Genomic DNA, 16,528 nt, shown 5'->3' with positions numbered 1-16,528 from the left:
GAGTGCTCCTGTGCTTGTGCGGAGTCTGGCAGGGTGGCACGTATGTGCGGACGGTTTGCATCGAGTCGTAGGCCAGAGGATCTCGCAGGAGTCTTTGAGATCGAGAAGTGGGAGCCGGAGGAGACCCTGGCGCCCGACTACAACGTGGCCCCGACCAAAGAGGTGTACGCCGTCCTGGACCGCCCCCTCAAAGACGTCCCGGACCCGCGTCCGGTTCGGCAGCTGCGCAAGCTGAAGTGGGGGCTCGTGCCCTCCTGGGCCAAGACGCCCGAGGGCGGCGCCCGCATGATCAACGCGCGCGCCGAGACCGTGCACGAGAAGCCGTCCTACCGCCGTGCCTTCACCTCCCGCCGCTGCATCCTGCCCGCCGACGGCTACTACGAGTGGGTCACCGGCGAGCAGGAGCGGGAGCTGGAGGTCGAGGGGAGGCGGAAGCGGCCGCGCAAGCAGCCGTACTTCGTGCTGCCGGCCGACGGTTCGGTGTTCGCGATGGCCGGGCTGTACGAGTTCTGGCGGGACCGCACGCTGCCCGACGACCACCCGCAGGCCTGGTGGGCGACGTGTTCGGTGATCACCACGGAGGCCGAGCAGACCCCGCTCGCCGTCGCGCCGGCCGAGGGCCCGGGCTCGCTCGCCGACATCCACCCGCGGATGCCGCTGATGCTCACCCCGGACCGCTGGGACGCCTGGCTGGACCCCGCCCGCACCGACCCCGACGAGCTGCGTGAGCTGCTCGCGCCGCCGCCCGCCGGACTGATGCGCGCCTATCCGGTCTCCACCGCCGTGAGCAATGTGCGCAACAACGGCGAGGAGCTGCTGAAGGAGCTGGCGGCGCCGGAAGAGGGCACACTCTTCTGACGTGACGACCGAGATCATCAGCACCGACGCGGGGGACGCCCGTATCACCTGGCACACGGCGCGCAAGGCACGGCTGGTCCTGGCCGTCGGCCACGGCGCCGGCGGCGGCATCGAAGCGCGCGACCTGCGGGCGCTGGCCCGGGTGCTGCCCGGGCACGGGGTGAGCGTCGCGCTCGTCGAGCAGCCCTGGCGGGTGGCCGGGAAGAAGGTCGCGCCCGCGCCGAAGACGCTGGACACCGGCTGGCGCGGCCTGTGGCCGGCGCTCACCGCGCCTGGCCTGCCGGTGATCTCCGGCGGCCGCAGCGCGGGGGCGCGCGTGGCCTGCCGTACCGCCACCGAGCTGGGCGCGCACGCCGTGCTCGCGCTGAGCTTCCCGCTGCACCCGCCGGGCAAGCCGGAGAAGTCCCGCGCCGCGGAACTGCTCGGCGCCGGGGTGCCCACCCTGGTGGTGCAGGGCGGCAACGACCCGTTCGGCAGGCCGGAGGAGTTCCCGAACGGGTCGTACGACCTCATCGAGGTGCCCCACGGCGATCACGGCTTCGCGGTGCCCAAGCGGGCGGAGATCACCCAGGAGCAGGTGCTGGAGATCATCACCGACGGTGTCGTGCGGTGGTGCGCGTCACTGGCCTGAAACGCTCGGGAATGCGGAACGCAGGGGCGCTGTTGTGGCGGACAGAAGTGCTGGGGAACCAGCGCCGACGTCGTGGGAGAGGAAGTCCGCCGCATGGGTTCGACCGCATGCCCGCTCGCCACCCACCACCAGCCGGTGGACGGGCTGCGCCCGGCAGAGCTCGATTCGAGCCGCAGCAGCCGTGCCGACTTGGACTGGACGGTGCTGCACGCGGCCAAGACCGCTCCTATTCGAGCGGCGGCAGGCACGGGTCGTCGTCTATCCTCCGATTCGGGTGGGACCGGTTTCGGCCGCCCGACAACGTTTGAGGAGGTGGGTCCGGTTCCCGGTACCGACGCAGGGACCGACAACGGCCAGACGGGGCTGCCCGAGGGCCAGGGCGCCGGCGCGGACGTGAGCACGGAGACGACCGCGGAGCGCACCGCGCGCTTCGAGCGTGACGCCCTCGAATTCCTCGACCAGATGTACTCGGCGGCGCTGCGCATGACGCGCAACCCGGCCGACGCCGAGGACCTGGTGCAGGAGACGTATGCCAAGGCGTACGCGTCCTTCCACCAGTTCCGCGAGGGCACCAACCTCAAGGCGTGGCTGTACCGGATCCTCACCAACACCTTCATCAACTCCTACCGCAAGAAGCAGCGGGAGCCCCAGCGCTCCGCGGCGGAGGAGATCGAGGACTGGCAGCTCGCGCGTGCCGAGTCGCACATGTCGACGGGTCTGCGCTCCGCGGAGTCGCAGGCGCTCGACCACCTGCCCGACTCGGACGTCAAGGAAGCGTTGCAGGCGATCCCCGAGGAGTTCCGCATCGCCGTCTACCTCGCGGACGTCGAGGGCTTTGCGTACAAGGAGATCGCGGACATCATGGGGACACCCATCGGTACGGTGATGTCCCGGCTGCACCGGGGGCGCCGTCAACTGCGCGGCATGCTCGAGGACTACGCCCGCGAGCGCGGACTGGTCCCGGCCGGCGCCGGAGAGTCGAACGAAGCGAAAGGCTCGGGCTCATGAGCTGCGGAGAGCCGCACGAGACGGACTGCAGTGAGGTCCTGGACCACCTGTACGAGTTCCTCGACAGTGAGATGCCGGACGTCGATCGCGACAAGTTCAAGCAGCACTTCAAGGAGTGCTCGCCGTGCCTGGAGAAGTACGGCCTGGAAGAGGCCGTGAAGAAGCTGGTCAAGCGGTGCTGCGGGCACGACGACGTACCGATCGACCTGCGCGCCAAGGTCCTGGGCCGACTGGATCTGATCCGCTCCGGACAGGCCGTGCCCGAGCACGACGTCACGGCCACGCCGCAGGAGTCCTGACCGCCTCGCCGTCACCCGAATGTGCTAATCCGCGCGTCATACGCCCGCGGAGCCCCCTGACACCGCCCTAGGCTCCGAAGACCTGAGGTGGCACGGTCGGGGGGAGGGGCGTTCATGGAGACGGTTCCGGCACGGGCGCGCGTGTACGTGGCCGGTGTCGTGGTCTGCGCGCTGCTCTGCCTGCTTCCCCCGGCGTCCCTGACAGTGCCCTGGCCCGCGGTCGTGCCGCTCGCGGCCGTGTACGCCGTCGGAGAGCGCGTCGCCCGCCGTCGCTTCGCCGGAACGTTCTACCCGGTCCTGCTCGCCGGGGCCCTCCTGCTGCCGGCGCCCGCGGCGGCGCTCGTGCCGCTGCCCGGCGCCCTGCTGGCACCGGTCGAGCGGCGCCCCGTGCTGCTGCGCCGGCTCTGGCGCGCCGCCCAGCTCGCCGTCGGGGCCTGGGCGGCGGCCCGGGTGCACGGCGCGCTCGGCGGCCTCGACGCCGTCGCCGACTGCCACTTCCCGTACGTCCTGCTGCCCGCCGGCGCGGCCGTGCTCGCCTTCTGCCTGGTCCTCGTCCTGCTCGACGGGGGCATCCGCGCCCTCGCCGAACGCAGGCCGCTGCGCCGCGCCTGGCGCGGCCTGTTCCTGCGCTCCCTCGGCCCGCTCGCCGTGCACGGGCTCGCCGGGCTGATGATGGCCGTCCTCTGGCGCAGCCCCTACGGTCCGGTCGCCGCCCTCCTCGTCCTGCTGCCGATGGGCGTGTCGTGGTGGGTCTTCGCGCAGTACCACCGCCAGCGCGCCGCCCATCAGGCCACGATCCGCGCGCTGGTGCAGGCCGTGGACATCAAGGACGGCTACACCCGCGGCCACAGCGAGCGCGTCGGCCAGGCGTCCATGATGATCGCCCGTGAACTGGGCATGAGCGACGAACGCGTGGAGGTGCTGCGCTTCGCCGGGATCCTGCACGACGTCGGCAAACTCGGCGTCCCCACCCGGCTGCTGCGCAAGGACGGCCCGCTCACCGCCGAGGAACGCCGGATCATCGAACTGCACCCCGAGTACGGCCATGACATCGTGCGCGGCATCTCCTTCCTCGGCGAGGCCCGCTCGGCCGTGCTGCACCACCACGAACGCCTCGACGGCAGCGGGTACCCCTACGGCCTCAGCGGCTGCCAGATCCCCGAGCCGGCCCGTGTGGTGGCGGTCGCCGACGCCTTCGACGCGATGACGTCCACCCGCTCCTACAGCAGGGCCCGGCCGGTCCCGACGGCGCTGACGGAACTGCGGCGGTGCGCGGGCACCCACTTCGATCCGCAGATGGTCGAGGCCCTGGTCCGGGCGGTGGCCCGCCAGGGCTGGCACCCGACGGTCACGGCCGAGGAGACCGCCGCCGCGGGCACGCTGCCCGTCCCGCGTTCCGGGTCGAACCGAGGGGTGCACCGGTGAGGGGACCCGGTCTGTCGGGCGTGGGCGGGGCGGTGGCCCGGCGGTGCACCGGTGTGTCGGGCGTGGGCGGGGCGGTGGCCCGGCGGGGCCGCCGGGCGGGAACGCGCCGGTGAGCGGGCGGCCGGCCCCGGTGACGCTGCTCTGTGTGCACGCCGGTGCCGGGCTGCTGGCGGTCCTCTGTCTCGCCGGCACGCTGCACGCCGGTCTCGTCGACCGGCCCATCGCGCTCGCCTTCGGCTCTCTCGTCGCCGTCGGTGAACTCACCCGCTGGAGCGGCCACCGTCTTCGGGAGCCCGCGCCGCTCGGTGCCGCCGGAGCGCTGTCGTACGCCCTGCTCGGGCAGTGCGCCGGGCGGCCGACCGGGCACGGGGTCGCCCAGGTCGTCGCCGTCGTCTGCGCGGCCGCCCTGCTCGGCGCGGTGCCGCACATCGCGCGCGGGCACGGGCCGACGCTCGACGACCTGGCCCGGCGCACCCTGACCGCCGGCTTCGCCGCCGCCTGTTTCCAGCCGCTGTACAACCGGGGCGTCTTCGACGCCTGGATCGGCCCCGCCTACGCCCTGCTGCTGCTCGCCCTGCTGGCGCTGACAGCGCTGTGCGACGCGGTGCTCGCCGCCGCCCTGGCCCACGCGCGCACCCGCTGGCCGTTCGGGCCGCTGCTGCGCGACCAGTTGCGCGCGCTGCCCGGCGTCGGCTCGGCGGTGTGCGCCACCGGGGCGGTGATGGCCCTGGCGGTGGCCGTCGCGGGCCTGTGGGCGCTGCCGGTGTTCTGTCTGCCGCTGCTGCTGACCCAGCTGGCCTTCCGCCGGTATGCGGAGGTGCGCGCCACCTACCGGCAGACCATCGCCTCGCTGGCCCGGGCCACGGAGATCGCCGGGTACACGCCCGCCGGGCACGCCCGCCGCGTCGCCGCACTCAGCGAGGCGGTCGGGCGGGACCTCGGGCTGAGCGAGCCGGAGCTGACGGTGCTGGAGTACGCGGCGCTCATGCACGACATCGGGCAGCTGAGCCTGCTCGACCCGGTCCCGGACGGGGCCACCGCCCACCTGCCGGCCGAGGAGCAGCGGCGGATCGCCCTGCTCGGCGGCGCCGTCGTACGGCAGACCGGGGTGAGCCGGCAGGTCGCCACGGTCGTGGAGCGGCAGGCCGACCCCTGCTGCGAGCAGCCGCTCGCCGCGCGGATCGTGCGGGCGGTCAACGCCTACGAGGAGAAGGCACGGGGCGCCGGACCGGGCGGGGCGCTGGCCGCCCTGGAGGAACTGCGGCTCGGGACGGCCGGGGACTACGCGCCGGACGTGGTGGAAGCGCTGGCCCGGGTGTTGTCCCGACACCGGTCTGACCCTGCCCCGAGCTGGGTAACCCATGGGTAATGAGCGCCCCTCCCGGCGTACGTGGTTGGATGCGAGGGAGAGGGTGTCCGGGGGCGTGAGCCAGCCCACTTTCCGGAACTGGAACTGGCAGGCGGGAATCGTGAGGATCTTCGGCAAGGGACGGCACCGGCCCTCCGCCTCCTGGCGGCAGGCCACGGACCGCGCGTTCACGCTGATCGGTGACGGCCGGTACGAGGACGCGGGCGCGCTGCTGACACGCGCGGCGGATCTGGAGCCCTGGCTGGCCGAGTCCTGGTTCAACCTCGCCCTGCTGCACAAGTTCCGGCACGACTGGGAGCAGGCCCGGGCCGCGGGTCTGCGGGCCGTGGCGCTGCTGGAGAAGGAGACCGGCGCGCCCGACTGGTGGAACGTCGGCATCGCCGCCACCGCGCTGCAGGACTGGCCGCTGGCCCGCCGGGCCTGGCAGGCGTACGGGCTGCACGTGCCCGGCGGCGCGACCGCGGCCGGCGAGCCCCTCGGCATGGACCTGGGCAGCGCGGCCGTACGGCTCTCTCCGGAGGGCGAGGCCGAGGTGGTGTGGGGCCGGCGGCTCGATCCGGCGCGGATCGAGGTGCTGTCCATTCCGCTGCCGTCGTCCGGGCGGCGCTGGGGCGAGGTCGTGCTGCACGACGGGGTCCCGCACGGCGAGCGGACCACCTCCACCGGACATGCCTTCCCGGTGTTCGACGAGATCGAGCTGTGGGCGCCCTCGCCGGTGCCGACCTGGGTCGTCCTGATCGAGGCGGCCACCGAGGCCGACCGCGACGCGCTGGAGCAACTCGCCGCGGACGCCGGGTTCGCCGCGGAGGACTGGTCGTCGTCGGTGCGGCTGCTGTGCCGGATGTGCTCGGAGTCGCGGATGCCGTCGGACGAGGGCGACGGTGTCCACCTCGACCCCCACGACCACAGCGAGCCGGGTCACCCCGGCCCGCTCGGCCACCGCACGGACGGGCAGCTGTGGGTGCCGGAGCGGGAGTGCGGCGTGGCTGCGCCGGCTTCCCTGGTGCGGGGGCTCTTGGACGGATGGGTTGCCGACAGTCCGGACTCCCGTGATTGGCGGGATCTCGAGGAGGTCTGTTAAGCCGTCGTCCGGCTGCGGCGCCGTGGTGGCTGGTCGCGCCCGCGCGGCGGAGCCGCATATCGGACACCGCCCGCGCCCGTACCCGTGCGCCTCCCCGTACCCTGTATCAAGCACCACTCCCTGTTTTTGTTGAGGAAGGCTTACGTCGGTCATGGCGCAGCAGGACACCGATCAGCAGCACGTGGGCGTGCTCCCCGTCGACGACGAGGGGTTCGTCGTCGACTCGGAGGACTGTGAGGAGCGCGAGACGGCCTGGCGTGAGCGCGGCACCTCGCGGCCGATCACGGTCGTCGGCAACCCGGTCCTGCACAAGGAGTGCAAGGACGTCACCGACTTCGGTGACGAGCTCCAGCAGCTGGTCGCGGACATGTTCGCCTCGCAGCGCACAGCCGAGGGCGTGGGCCTGGCCGCCAACCAGATCGGCGTGGACCTGAAGGTCTTCGTCTACGACTGCCAGGACGACAACGGCGTGCGGCACGTCGGCGTGGTCTGCAACCCCAAGCTGGTCGAGCTGCCCGCCGACCGGCGCAGCCTGGACGACAGCAACGAGGGCTGCCTGTCCGTGCCGACGGCGTACGCGCCGCTCGCGCGCCCCGACTACGCCGAGGTCACCGGGCAGGACGAGCGGGGCAACCCGATCAAGGTGCGCGGCACCGGCTACTTCGCGCGCTGTTTGCAGCACGAGACCGACCACCTGTACGGCTACCTGTACATCGACCGGCTCTCCAAGCGTGAACGCAAGGACGTGCTGCGGCAGATGGCCGAGAACGAGCCGCGCTACCCGGTCGTCGCGAACGACTGACGCGGCGCACCAGCCCCACCAACGGCGTCCGTTCGGGCCTCACTGCCCGCACGGACGCCGTTCGTCTGATCGTCGCACGTTCGATCCTCATTGCGCATCTCTTGATCGATAAGCAGTCACATGGGGGAGATTCTCGGCACGTTGGGGTAGTGAATGAGGCAAACCCGCTCCCAGGAGAGTCAGTTGTGGTGCTGAATGGAGAGTGCGGGGATACGCGACGGCGCACGCCCGGTACGACAGGAGGGGTGTGCGCGAACGGCGGCTGAGAGGGGTAGTTCGTGCACGCTCTCCCGTACAGCACCACACGCGGCGCCGGTGCGGCGCCGAAGGCGGTGACAGTGCCGCCATCGCTTACTCTTCCGGTGATCGAGGCGGCGTTTCCCCGGCGGATGCACCCGTATTGGCCGAAACTCCAGGAGAAGACCCGAACCTGGTTGCTGGAAATGCGGCTCATGCCGGCGGACAAGGTCGAGGAATATGCCGACGGCCTGTGCTACACCGACCTCATGGCGGGGTACTACCTGGGCGCCCCCGACGAGGTCCTCCAGGCCATCGCCGACTACAGCGCCTGGTTCTTCGTCTGGGACGACCGTCACGACCGCGACATCGTGCACCGCAGGCCCGTCGCCTGGCACCGCCTGAAGAGCCGGCTGCACGCCGCCCTGGACGCGCCCCAGGACCATCTGGACGACGACGATCCGCTGGTCGCGGGGCTGGCGGACAGCGTGGGACGGCTGTACTCCTTCCTCCCGGGCGGCTGGAACGCCCGCTTCGCCCGGCACTTCCACGCGGTGATCGAGGCCTACGACCGCGAGTTCCACAACCGCACCGAGGGCATCGTTCCGACGGTCGCGGAGTACCTGGCCCTGCGCCGGCTCACCTTCGCGCACCGGATATGGGTCGATCTGCTCGAACCGAGCGCCGGCTGTGAACTCCCCGACGCCATACGAAAGAACAAAGCATTTTCGCGTCCGGCCCTGCTGAGTCAGGAGTTCGCCGCCTGGTACAACGATCTGTGCTCGCTGCCGAAGGAAATAGCGGGCGACGAGGTGCACAATCTCGGAATCAGTCTCATCGCCCACGAGGGACTGACTCTGGAAGAGGCGGTACGCGAAGTCCGGCGCCGTGTGGAGGAATGCATCACGGAATTCCTCGACGCGGAACAGGACGCTTTACGGTTCGCCGACGGACTCGACGACGGAACGGTGCGCGGAAAAGAACTGAGCGCCGTCGTGCGGGCCTGCGTCGGGAACATGCGGAACTGGTTCAGTTCCGTCTACTGGTTCCACCACGAGTCCGGCCGGTACATGGTCGACAGCTGGGACGACCGGTCCACGCCCCCGTACGTCAACAACGAAGCGGCAGGTGAGAAATGACCGTCGAGTCGGTGAACCCCTCGGTGTCAACGGCCCCCGAACCGGGCGAGCCACCCCTGGCGGGCGGCGGTGTCCCCGTCCTCGGCCACGGCTGGAAGCTGGCCCGTGACCCGCTGCAGTTCATGTCCGCCCTGGGCGACCACGGCGACGTCGTCCGCCTCAGGCTGGGCCCCAAGACGCTCTACGCCGTCACCACGCCGGAACTGACCGGCGCCCTCGCGCTCAGCCCCGACTATCACATCGCCGGTCCCCTGTGGGAGTCCCTGGAAGGGCTGCTCGGCAAGGAGGGTGTGGCCACCGCCAACGGCCCCCAGCACCGCCGGCAGCGGCGCACCATCCAGCCCGCGTTCCGGCTCGACGCGATCCCCGCCTACGGGCCGGTCATGGAGGAGGAGGCGCACGCGCTCGTCGAGCGCTGGCGGGACGCCGGGACCATCGACTGCACCGGTGAGTCCTTCCGGGTCGCGGTGCGCATCGCCGCCCGCTGCCTGTTGCGCGGCGACTACATGGACGAGCGCGCCGAGCGGCTGTGCACCGCCCTCGCGGTCGTCTTCCGCGGCATGTACCGGCGGATGGTGGTCCCGCTCGGGCCGCTGTACCGGCTGCCGACACCGGGCAACCGCGAATTCAATCGGGCGCTGGCCGATTTGCATCTCCTGGTCGACGAGATCATCGCCGAGCGACGCGCATCTGGTCAAAAGCCGGACGATTTGCTGACGGCATTGCTGGACGCGAAGGACGAAAACGGTGAGCCCATCGGGGAGCGGGAGATCCACGACCAGGTGGTCGCCATCCTCACCCCCGGCAGCGAAACTGTGGCATCCACCATCATGTGGTTGCTTCAGGCACTTGCCGAGCACTCCGAACACGCCGACAAGGTGCGCGACGAAGTCGAATCCGTCACCGGCGGACGGCCTGTCGCATTCGAGGACGTGCGCAAGCTGCGGCACACCAACAATGTCGTCATCGAGGCCATGCGTTTGCGGCCGGCTGTATGGATATTGACCCGGCGGGCGGTCGTCGACACGGAACTCGGTGGCTATCGCATTCCGGCCGGGGCCGACATCATCTACAGCCCGTACGCCATCCAGCGCGACCCCAAGTCGTACGCCCGCAACCTGGAGTTCGACCCGGACCGCTGGCTTCCGGAGCGGGCCAAGGACGTGCCGAAACACGCCATGAGCCCGTTCAGCACCGGCAACCGCAAGTGCCCCAGCGACCACTTCTCGATGGCGCAGCTGACGCTCGTCACCGCCGCGCTCGCCGCGCGGTACCGCTTCGAGCAGGTGCCCGGCTCGAACGACGCCGTCCGGGTCGGGATCACCCTGCGCCCGCACCGGCTGCTGGTGCGGGCGGTGCCGCGCTGAGCGCTCAGGCGGCCTGCGGGCCGCGGAAGGTACGGCGGTAGGCGTTCGGGGTGGTCCCCAGCGCCCGCGTGAACTGGTGGCGCAGCGCCGCCGCCGTACCGAACCCGGTACGCCAGGCGATCGCGTCCATCGTCTCGTCCGTCGCCTCCAGCAGCCGCTGTGCCAGCAGCACCCGCTGGCGCAGGATCCACCGGTACGGCGTCGTGCCGGTCTCCTGCTGGAAGCGCCGGGCGAAGGTGCGCGGCGCCATGTGGGCCCGCGCGGCGAGCTGTTCGACGGTCACCTCCTGGTCGAGGTGCTGCTCCATCCACGCCAGCACCTCGCCGACGGTGTCACAGGAGTCCTTCGGCAGCGGGCGCTCGATGTACTGCGCCTGCCCGCCGTCCCGGTGCGGCGGCACGACCATGCGCCGGGCGATCTTGTTGGCGACCTCCGGCCCCTGCTCCTTGCGCACCAGGTGCAGACAGGCGTCGATGCCGGCGGCGGTGCCCGCCGAGGTGATCACGGGGTCCTCGTCGACGTAGAGCACGTCCGGTTCGACGACCGCCCGCGGGTACTGCCGGCGCAGCTCCTCGACGTGGTGCCAGTGCACCGCGCAGCGCCGCCCGTGCAGCAGCCCGGCGGCGCCCAGCACGAACACGCCGGAGCACACGCTCAGCACCCGCGACCCGCGCTCCACCGCCCGTACCAGGGCGTCCAGCAGCGCCGGCGGATAGATGCGGTGCGTGAAGTCGTCGCCGGCCGGAACGGCGATCAGATCCGCCTCCTCCAGCCGGTCCAGGCCGTACGGCGTGGACAAGGTCAGCCCGCCGACGTGCGTGCCCAGCGCCGGGCCCTCGGCGGAGACGACCGCGAAGTCGTACACCGGCAGTCCGTCGTCGCTGCGGTCGAGCCCGAAGACCTCGCACACGACCCCGAGTTCGAAGGGATGCACACCGTCGAGCAGGACGGCGGCCACGTTTTTCAGCATGCTGCCAGTGTGCCTCGCCGGTGGCAGTAATTCGAGGGTCTGCGGCAGTCCTGCCACTCACGGTAAGGAGCGTTCCGCGCGAGAGTGGTGTCCATGAACGGAAACCAGATCGAAGGCCTGATCGGAATGCTCTTCACCCTCGGGATCCTGGTCCTCCTCGTCCTGCCGTCCGCGCTCGGCGTCGTGCGCGACCGCCGCATGGACCGGCAGATCCGGGAGGCCGCGCACCCCGCTCCCCGCATCCAGACCCCGCGCCGGACCAGCCCGCGCATCCAGGCGCACCGCACTGTCCGACCCCGCATGTAACCTCCCGCTGACGCAATCGATCACGGTGATCGAGCGCCGGGGAGGGAAACATGAGCAACGGCATCCCGCGAAGAGCGGTCTGGGCCACGGCGAGCGGCGCCGCGGCCCTCGTGCTCCTCACCGCGACCGGCGCGCACGCCGAGGGCCGTGGAGACATCCGGGTGGTGGGGGCCGTCGTCAACGGCGGTCACCCCGTGGGCATCGGGACCGTCAAGGAGATCACGTTCCCGGTCGTCCTCACCATCCGGGACGACTCCGGGGTGAAGGGCGTCGGCCGCGTCAGCACGATGAACGTGTCGAACGCCTACGGCTTCATCGAGTGGTCCGGCACGACCTGCGCGAAGAAGTCGGCAATCACCTCGGTGTGCACGGCCACCATGAAGGCCACGCCCGCCTGGATGCCGGCGAGCGACGACATCGACACCAACCGGGTCGCCGGCCTCTGGCAGGTCAACGCCACCGTCAAAGCGAACGACGGCGACTACTGGATCTCCGACAACATCGCCCGGTACTCCGTCAAGCGGGCCACGACACTCACCGCCGACGCAGCGCCCGAGCCCGTGCGCAAGGGCGGACAGCTGACCGTCACCGGAACGCTCAGCCGGGCGAACTGGGAGAGCCTGAGGTACCAAGGCTACGCCGGGCAGCCGGTCCAGCTCCAGTTCCGCAAGGCCGGCACCACCCGCTACACCACGGTCAAGACCGTCACAACGGGCAGCACCGGCCGGCTCAGCACCACCGTCACCGCCTCCGCGGCCGGCGACTGGCGCTGGTACTACCCCGGCACGTCGACCACCATGCTCGCCGTGTCGGCCGGGGACACCGTGACCCTGAAGTAACCGCGCCTCAGAAGTCCTCGTCCAGGTCGACGGTGCCCTCCACCGCCACCTGATACGCCGAGGGGCGGCGCTCGAAGAAGTTGGTCAGCTCCTGAACGCCCTGCAACTCCATGAAGGAGAAGGGGTTCTCCGAACCGTAGACGGGAGCGAAGCCGAGGCGGGTGAGGCGCTGGTCGGCGACGCACTCCAGGTACTGGCGCATCGAGTCGGTGTTCATGCCGGGGAGGCCGTCGCCGCACAGGTCGCGCGCGAACTGCAGCTCGGCCTCCACGGCCTCCTCGAGCATGTCGGTGACCTGCTGCCCGAGCTCCTCGTCGAAGAGGTCAGGCTCCTCCTTGCGGACGGTGTCGACCACGTCGAACGCGAACGACATGTGCATGGTCTCGTCGCGGAACACCCAGTTGGTGCCGGTGGCGAGACCGTGCAGCAGGCCCCTGCTGCGGAACCAGTAGACGTACGCGAAGGCGCCGTAGAAGAACAGGCCCTCGATGCATGCGGCGAAGCAGATCAGGTTCAGCAGGAAGCGGCGCCGGTCGGCCCTCGTCTCCAGGCGCTCCAGCTTCTCCACCTCGTTGATCCACTTGAAGCAGAACCCGGCCTTCTCCCGGATGGACGGGATGTTCTCCACCGCGTCGAAGGCGGCCGCCCGGTCGTCCGGGTCGGGCAGATAGGTGTCCAGCAGCGTCAGATAGAACTGGACGTGCACGGCCTCCTCGAAGAGCTGCCGCGACAGGTACAGGCGCGCCTCGGGGGAGTTGATGTGCTTGTACAGCGTCAGCACCAGATTGTTCGCGACGATCGAGTCGCCCGTCGCGAAGAACGCCACCAGCCGGCCGATGAGGTGCTGCTCCGCCGGCGTCAGCTTCGCGAGGTCGGCGACGTCCGAGTGGAGGTCGACCTCCTCCACGGTCCAGGTGTTCTTGATGGCGTCCCGGTAGCGCTCGTAGAAGTCCGGGTAGCGCATGGGGCGCAGGGTCAGCTCGAAGCCCGGGTCGAGGAGGTTCGTGTTACGGGTGGTCATTACTGGCAGGCCTCGCAGGACTCGGGGTTTTCCAGGGAGCAGGCGACGGCCTCTTCGGAGGTCACCTGCTGGACGGGAACGGGGACGGTGGCCTGCGCCCGGGCGGCGCGAGCGATGCGCGTCGCCGGGCGCGAGCGCAGGTAGTACGTCGTCTTCAGCCCGGACTTCCAGGCGTAGGCGTACATCGAGGAGAGCTTGCCGATCGTCGGCGTCTCCAGGAACAGGTTGAGGGACTGCGCCTGGTCGAGGAACGGGGTCCGCGCCGCCGCCATGTCGATCAGACCGCGCTGCGGGATCTCCCACGCGGTGCGGTACAGCCGCCGCACGTCCTCGGGGATCCAGGCGAAGTCCTGCACCGAGCCGCTCGACTCGCGCAGCGCCTCACGGGTGCGGGCGTCCCACACGCCGAGCTTCTTCAGCTCGGCGACCAGGTAGGAGTTCACCTGGAGGAACTCGCCGGACAGCGTCTCGCGCTTGAACAGGTTCGACACTTGCGGCTCGATGCACTCGTACACGCCCGCGATGGAGGCGATGGTGGCGGTCGGCGCGATGGCCAGCAGCAGGCTGTTGCGCATGCCGGTCCCGGCGATCCGCTCCCGCAGCGCCGCCCAGCGCTCCGGCCAGGTCAGCTCCACGTCGTAGTGGTCGGGGTGCAGCACCCCCCGTGCGGTGCGGGTCTTCTCCCAGGCCGGCAGCGGGCCGTTGCGCTCGGCGAGGTCGGCGGAGGCCTCGTACGCGGCGAGCATGACCCGCTCCGCGATCCGGGTGGACAGCGCCTTGGCCTCGGGGGAGTCGAACGGCAGCCGCAGCTTGAAGAAGACGTCCTGCAAACCCATCGCGCCCAGGCCCACCGGGCGCCACTTGGCGTTGGAGCGGCCCGCCTGCTCGGTCGGGTAGAAGTTGATGTCGACGACGCGGTCGAGGAAGGTGACGGCGGTGCGGACGGTGGCGTCCAGCCGCTCCCAGTCGATGTCCCCGTCGGCCACGAACGCGCCGAGGTTGACCGAGCCGAGGTTGCACACGGCCGTCTCACCGTCGTCGGTGACCTCCAGGATCTCCGTGCAGAGGTTGGAGGAGTGGACGACGTGGCCCGGCAGCGCGGTCTGGTTGGCGGTGCGGTTGGCGGCGTCCTTGAAGGTCATCCAGCCGTTGCCGGTCTGCGCGAGGGTGCGCATCATGCGGCCGTACAGCTCACGGGCCGGAAGCGTCTTCTTCGCCAGCCCCGCGTCCTCCGCCTTGCGGTACGCGGCGTCGAACTCCTCGCCCCACAGATCCACCAGCTCCGGCACGTCGGCCGGAGAGAACAGCGACCACTGCGCGTCGGCGCCCACCCGGCGCATGAACTCGTCCGGGACCCAGTGCGCGAGGTTCAGGTTGTGCGTACGGCGGGCGTCCTCACCGGTGTTGTCCCGCAGCTCCAGGAACTCCTCGATGTCGGAGTGCCAGGTCTCCAGGTACACCGCGGCCGCGCCCTTGCGCCGCCCGCCCTGGTTCACCGCGGCGACCGAGGCGTCCAGCGTCTTCAGGAACGGCACGATGCCGTTGGAGTGCCCGTTGGTGCCGCGGATCAGCGAACCGCGGCTGCGGATACGGGAGTACGACAGCCCGATGCCGCCGGCGTGCTTGGAGAGCCGGGCGACCTGGTGGTAGCGGTCGTAGATGGAGTCCAGCTCGTCCAGCGGTGAGTCGAGCAGGTAGCAGGACGACATCTGGGGGTGCCGGGTGCCGGAGTTGAAGAGGGTGGGGGAGGACGGCAGGTAGTCGAGGCGGCTCATGAGCCCGTAGAGCGCCGCGACCTCGTCGGCGGAGCGGAGGGTGTCGTCCTCGGCGAGCCCGCTGGCCACCCGCAGCAGGAAGTGCTGCGGCGTCTCGATCACCTTGCGGGTGATCGGGTGCCGCAGCAGATAGCGGCTGTGCAGGGTGCGCAGGCCGAAGTAGCCGAAGCGGTCGTCGGCGTGGGTGTCGATCAGCGCGTCCAGCCGCTCGGCGTGCAGCCGGACGAAGTCGGCGGTCCGGTCCGCGATGAGCCCCTCGCGGTGGCCGACGGCGACCGACCCGGTGAACGACGTGACGTCCTGGGAGGCCGCCTCCGCGCGGATGGTGAGGGTGAGCAGGCGGGCGGCGAGCCGGGAGTAGGCGGGGTCCTCGGAGATGAGTCCGGCGGCGGCCTCCGTGGCCAGCTCCCGCAGCTCCGCCTCGTCGGCGTGCGCCGAGCGGCCGCGCAGCGCGGCGGCGGCGACCCGGCCGGGGTCGGCGTCGGGGAGGTCGGCGGTCAGCTCGGTCAGGGTGCGCAGCAGCGCGGCACCGGGGCCGTCGTGCTCCCGCTGGCTGGCTGAGGCCGGATCGGCTGGCGCGATGGTCACGTGGGGCTCTCCCTCGCTCGGCACGGGGCCTTGCGGAGGGCAGGGGGCAGCACACGAGCGCACGCGGCGTCGCGTCCACCGGCCCATCCCACGAGGCCCGGACGTCAGGGCACACCGGCCGGGTGGCCGGGTGCACTGTCGGCAGGTCCTCGGACTGAACCAGCGTGCGCGAAGCACGCATGTACACCGTTGCGGGACAGTTCCGGATTCGCACCGGATTCCCCTGCGGCGACAGCGAGCATGAGCATACATCTAGTGCCGGGCTGTCGTGTCACCCCCAGATGTTGTGTCCCGGTGGCTTCACAGCGTCAGCTCGTAGGTGAGAAGGGTGATGTCGTCGAGTTCCGGCAGGGGATTCCAGTCCCGCTCCGGCGTACGGACGAAGCCCAGCCGTTCGTAGAGGCGGTGGGCGGTGTGCATGGTCCGCTGGGTCGACAGGACGAGCCGCCCGCAGCCGTCGACGGCCCGGGCCCGCTCGACGCAGGCCCGTACGAGCGCCTCGCCGACACCCCGGCCGCGGGCCGCGTGGGCGACGGCCAGCATGCGCATCTCGGCCTCGCCGGGACGCGCGACGTCGGCCATGGGCCCGCCGGCCGGAACGAAGGTGACGCCGCCGAGGACGGTGTCGTCCGCCGTGGCGACCAGGACCTCGGCCGCGGCGGCGCGCTTGGCGACGTCGCGCAGCTCGCCGAGGTAGGGGTCGCTCGCGGCGAAGTCCAGGAGTCCGTCCTGGAGATAGGCCTGGGCGGTGATCTCACCGAGGGCGGCGTGTTCGCGGGGTGCGACGGGCCGGATCACGATGTCCATGACGGC

General features: G+C 71.0%; 16 protein-coding genes and 1 riboswitch. Of the genes, 12 read left to right on the top strand and 4 right to left on the bottom strand.

The genetic code is table 11. From position 1 onward, the window contains the following. The first annotated feature begins 42 nt into the window (after positions 1-42). The 10 genes from ACF1GV_RS22165 to ACF1GV_RS22120 all read left to right on the top strand — a co-directional run bounded on the left by ACF1GV_RS22165 (position 43) and on the right by ACF1GV_RS22120 (position 10,216). On the top strand, positions 43-858 hold the full coding sequence (locus ACF1GV_RS22165; RefSeq protein WP_391683497.1) for an SOS response-associated peptidase: 816 nt from the start codon (positions 43-45) through the stop codon (positions 856-858). A 1-nt stretch (position 859) separates the two neighbouring features. Further along, on the top strand, positions 860-1,489 hold the full coding sequence (locus ACF1GV_RS22160; RefSeq protein ID WP_391683494.1) for an alpha/beta family hydrolase: 630 nt from the start codon (positions 860-862) through the stop codon (positions 1,487-1,489). A gap of 312 nt (positions 1,490-1,801) precedes the next feature. Continuing rightward, positions 1,802-2,497 (top strand): sigma-70 family RNA polymerase sigma factor, encoded by a 696-nt coding sequence (locus tag ACF1GV_RS22155; protein WP_363262751.1) that lies wholly within the window; start codon positions 1,802-1,804, stop codon positions 2,495-2,497. After that, positions 2,494-2,796 carry a mycothiol system anti-sigma-R factor gene (gene rsrA / locus ACF1GV_RS22150; RefSeq protein WP_363262621.1) on the top strand — a complete coding sequence of 101 codons (303 nt, stop codon included), beginning with the start codon at positions 2,494-2,496 and terminating at the stop codon, positions 2,794-2,796. The genes ACF1GV_RS22155 and rsrA overlap by 4 nt, the downstream gene beginning before the upstream one ends. A gap of 114 nt (positions 2,797-2,910) precedes the next feature. Beyond that, on the top strand, positions 2,911-4,221 hold the full coding sequence (locus ACF1GV_RS22145) for an HD-GYP domain-containing protein (RefSeq protein ID WP_391683491.1): 1,311 nt from the start codon (positions 2,911-2,913) through the stop codon (positions 4,219-4,221). A 109-nt stretch (positions 4,222-4,330) separates the two neighbouring features. After that, positions 4,331-5,590, top strand: a complete 1,260-nt coding sequence (locus ACF1GV_RS22140; protein ID WP_391683488.1) for an HD-GYP domain-containing protein — start codon at positions 4,331-4,333, stop codon at positions 5,588-5,590. Positions 5,591-5,690: 100 nt separating this feature from the next. Next, entirely contained in the window at positions 5,691-6,671 is a 981-nt protein-coding gene (locus tag ACF1GV_RS22135) for a hypothetical protein (RefSeq protein WP_363262749.1), read from the top strand. 151 nt (positions 6,672-6,822) lie between these two features. Next, entirely contained in the window at positions 6,823-7,473 is a 651-nt protein-coding gene (def, locus tag ACF1GV_RS22130) for a peptide deformylase (RefSeq protein ID WP_363262619.1), read from the top strand. 278 nt (positions 7,474-7,751) lie between these two features. Further along, the gene (gene cyc1, locus ACF1GV_RS22125; protein WP_391683483.1) at positions 7,752-8,849 is read left to right on the top strand and encodes an epi-isozizaene synthase; all 1,098 of its coding nucleotides are present in this window, start codon (positions 7,752-7,754) and stop codon (positions 8,847-8,849) included. Next, positions 8,846-10,216, top strand: coding sequence for a cytochrome P450 (locus ACF1GV_RS22120; protein ID WP_391683480.1), 1,371 nt, complete (start codon positions 8,846-8,848; stop codon positions 10,214-10,216). Before cyc1 ends, ACF1GV_RS22120 begins: the two co-directional genes overlap by 4 nt. Positions 10,217-10,220: 4 nt before the next feature. Here ACF1GV_RS22120 and ACF1GV_RS22115 read toward each other — a convergent pair whose 3' ends face one another. After that, positions 10,221-11,186, bottom strand: a complete 966-nt coding sequence (locus tag ACF1GV_RS22115) for a helix-turn-helix domain-containing protein (RefSeq protein ID WP_363262616.1) — start codon at positions 11,184-11,186, stop codon at positions 10,221-10,223. A gap of 93 nt (positions 11,187-11,279) precedes the next feature. On the opposite strand from ACF1GV_RS22115, the gene ACF1GV_RS22110 reads away from it, so the two are divergent. Both ACF1GV_RS22110 and ACF1GV_RS22105 read left to right on the top strand, forming a co-directional pair. Further along, on the top strand, positions 11,280-11,492 hold the full coding sequence (locus ACF1GV_RS22110) for a hypothetical protein (protein ID WP_391683476.1): 213 nt from the start codon (positions 11,280-11,282) through the stop codon (positions 11,490-11,492). A gap of 50 nt (positions 11,493-11,542) precedes the next feature. Continuing rightward, positions 11,543-12,331, top strand: coding sequence for a hypothetical protein (locus ACF1GV_RS22105; RefSeq protein WP_391683473.1), 789 nt, complete (start codon positions 11,543-11,545; stop codon positions 12,329-12,331). Positions 12,332-12,338: 7 nt separating this feature from the next. On the opposite strand, the gene ACF1GV_RS22100 is transcribed toward ACF1GV_RS22105, so the two are convergent. The 3 genes from ACF1GV_RS22100 to ACF1GV_RS22090 all read right to left on the bottom strand — a co-directional run bounded on the left by ACF1GV_RS22100 (position 12,339) and on the right by ACF1GV_RS22090 (position 16,522). Beyond that, entirely contained in the window at positions 12,339-13,352 is a 1,014-nt protein-coding gene (locus ACF1GV_RS22100; RefSeq protein ID WP_391683471.1) for a ribonucleotide-diphosphate reductase subunit beta, read from the bottom strand. Next, the gene (locus ACF1GV_RS22095) at positions 13,352-15,715 is read right to left on the bottom strand and encodes a ribonucleoside-diphosphate reductase subunit alpha (RefSeq protein ID WP_391683468.1); all 2,364 of its coding nucleotides are present in this window, start codon (positions 15,713-15,715) and stop codon (positions 13,352-13,354) included. The genes ACF1GV_RS22100 and ACF1GV_RS22095 overlap by 1 nt, the downstream gene beginning before the upstream one ends. Positions 15,716-15,837: 122 nt before the next feature. Continuing rightward, positions 15,838-15,970, bottom strand: a riboswitch (cobalamin riboswitch). 45 nt (positions 15,971-16,015) lie between these two features. After that, positions 16,016-16,522, bottom strand: coding sequence for a GNAT family N-acetyltransferase (locus ACF1GV_RS22090; protein ID WP_391683466.1), 507 nt, complete (start codon positions 16,520-16,522; stop codon positions 16,016-16,018). Between the last annotated feature and the right edge of the window lie 6 nt (positions 16,523-16,528).

Origin of the sequence: Streptomyces sp. NPDC014006, from assembly GCF_043088925.1 — a bacterium.
Lineage (GTDB): Bacteria > Actinomycetota > Actinomycetes > Streptomycetales > Streptomycetaceae > Streptomyces.
The sequence above is the reverse complement of the archived record's forward strand: the minus strand, read 5'-3'. Positions and strand labels throughout refer to the sequence as shown.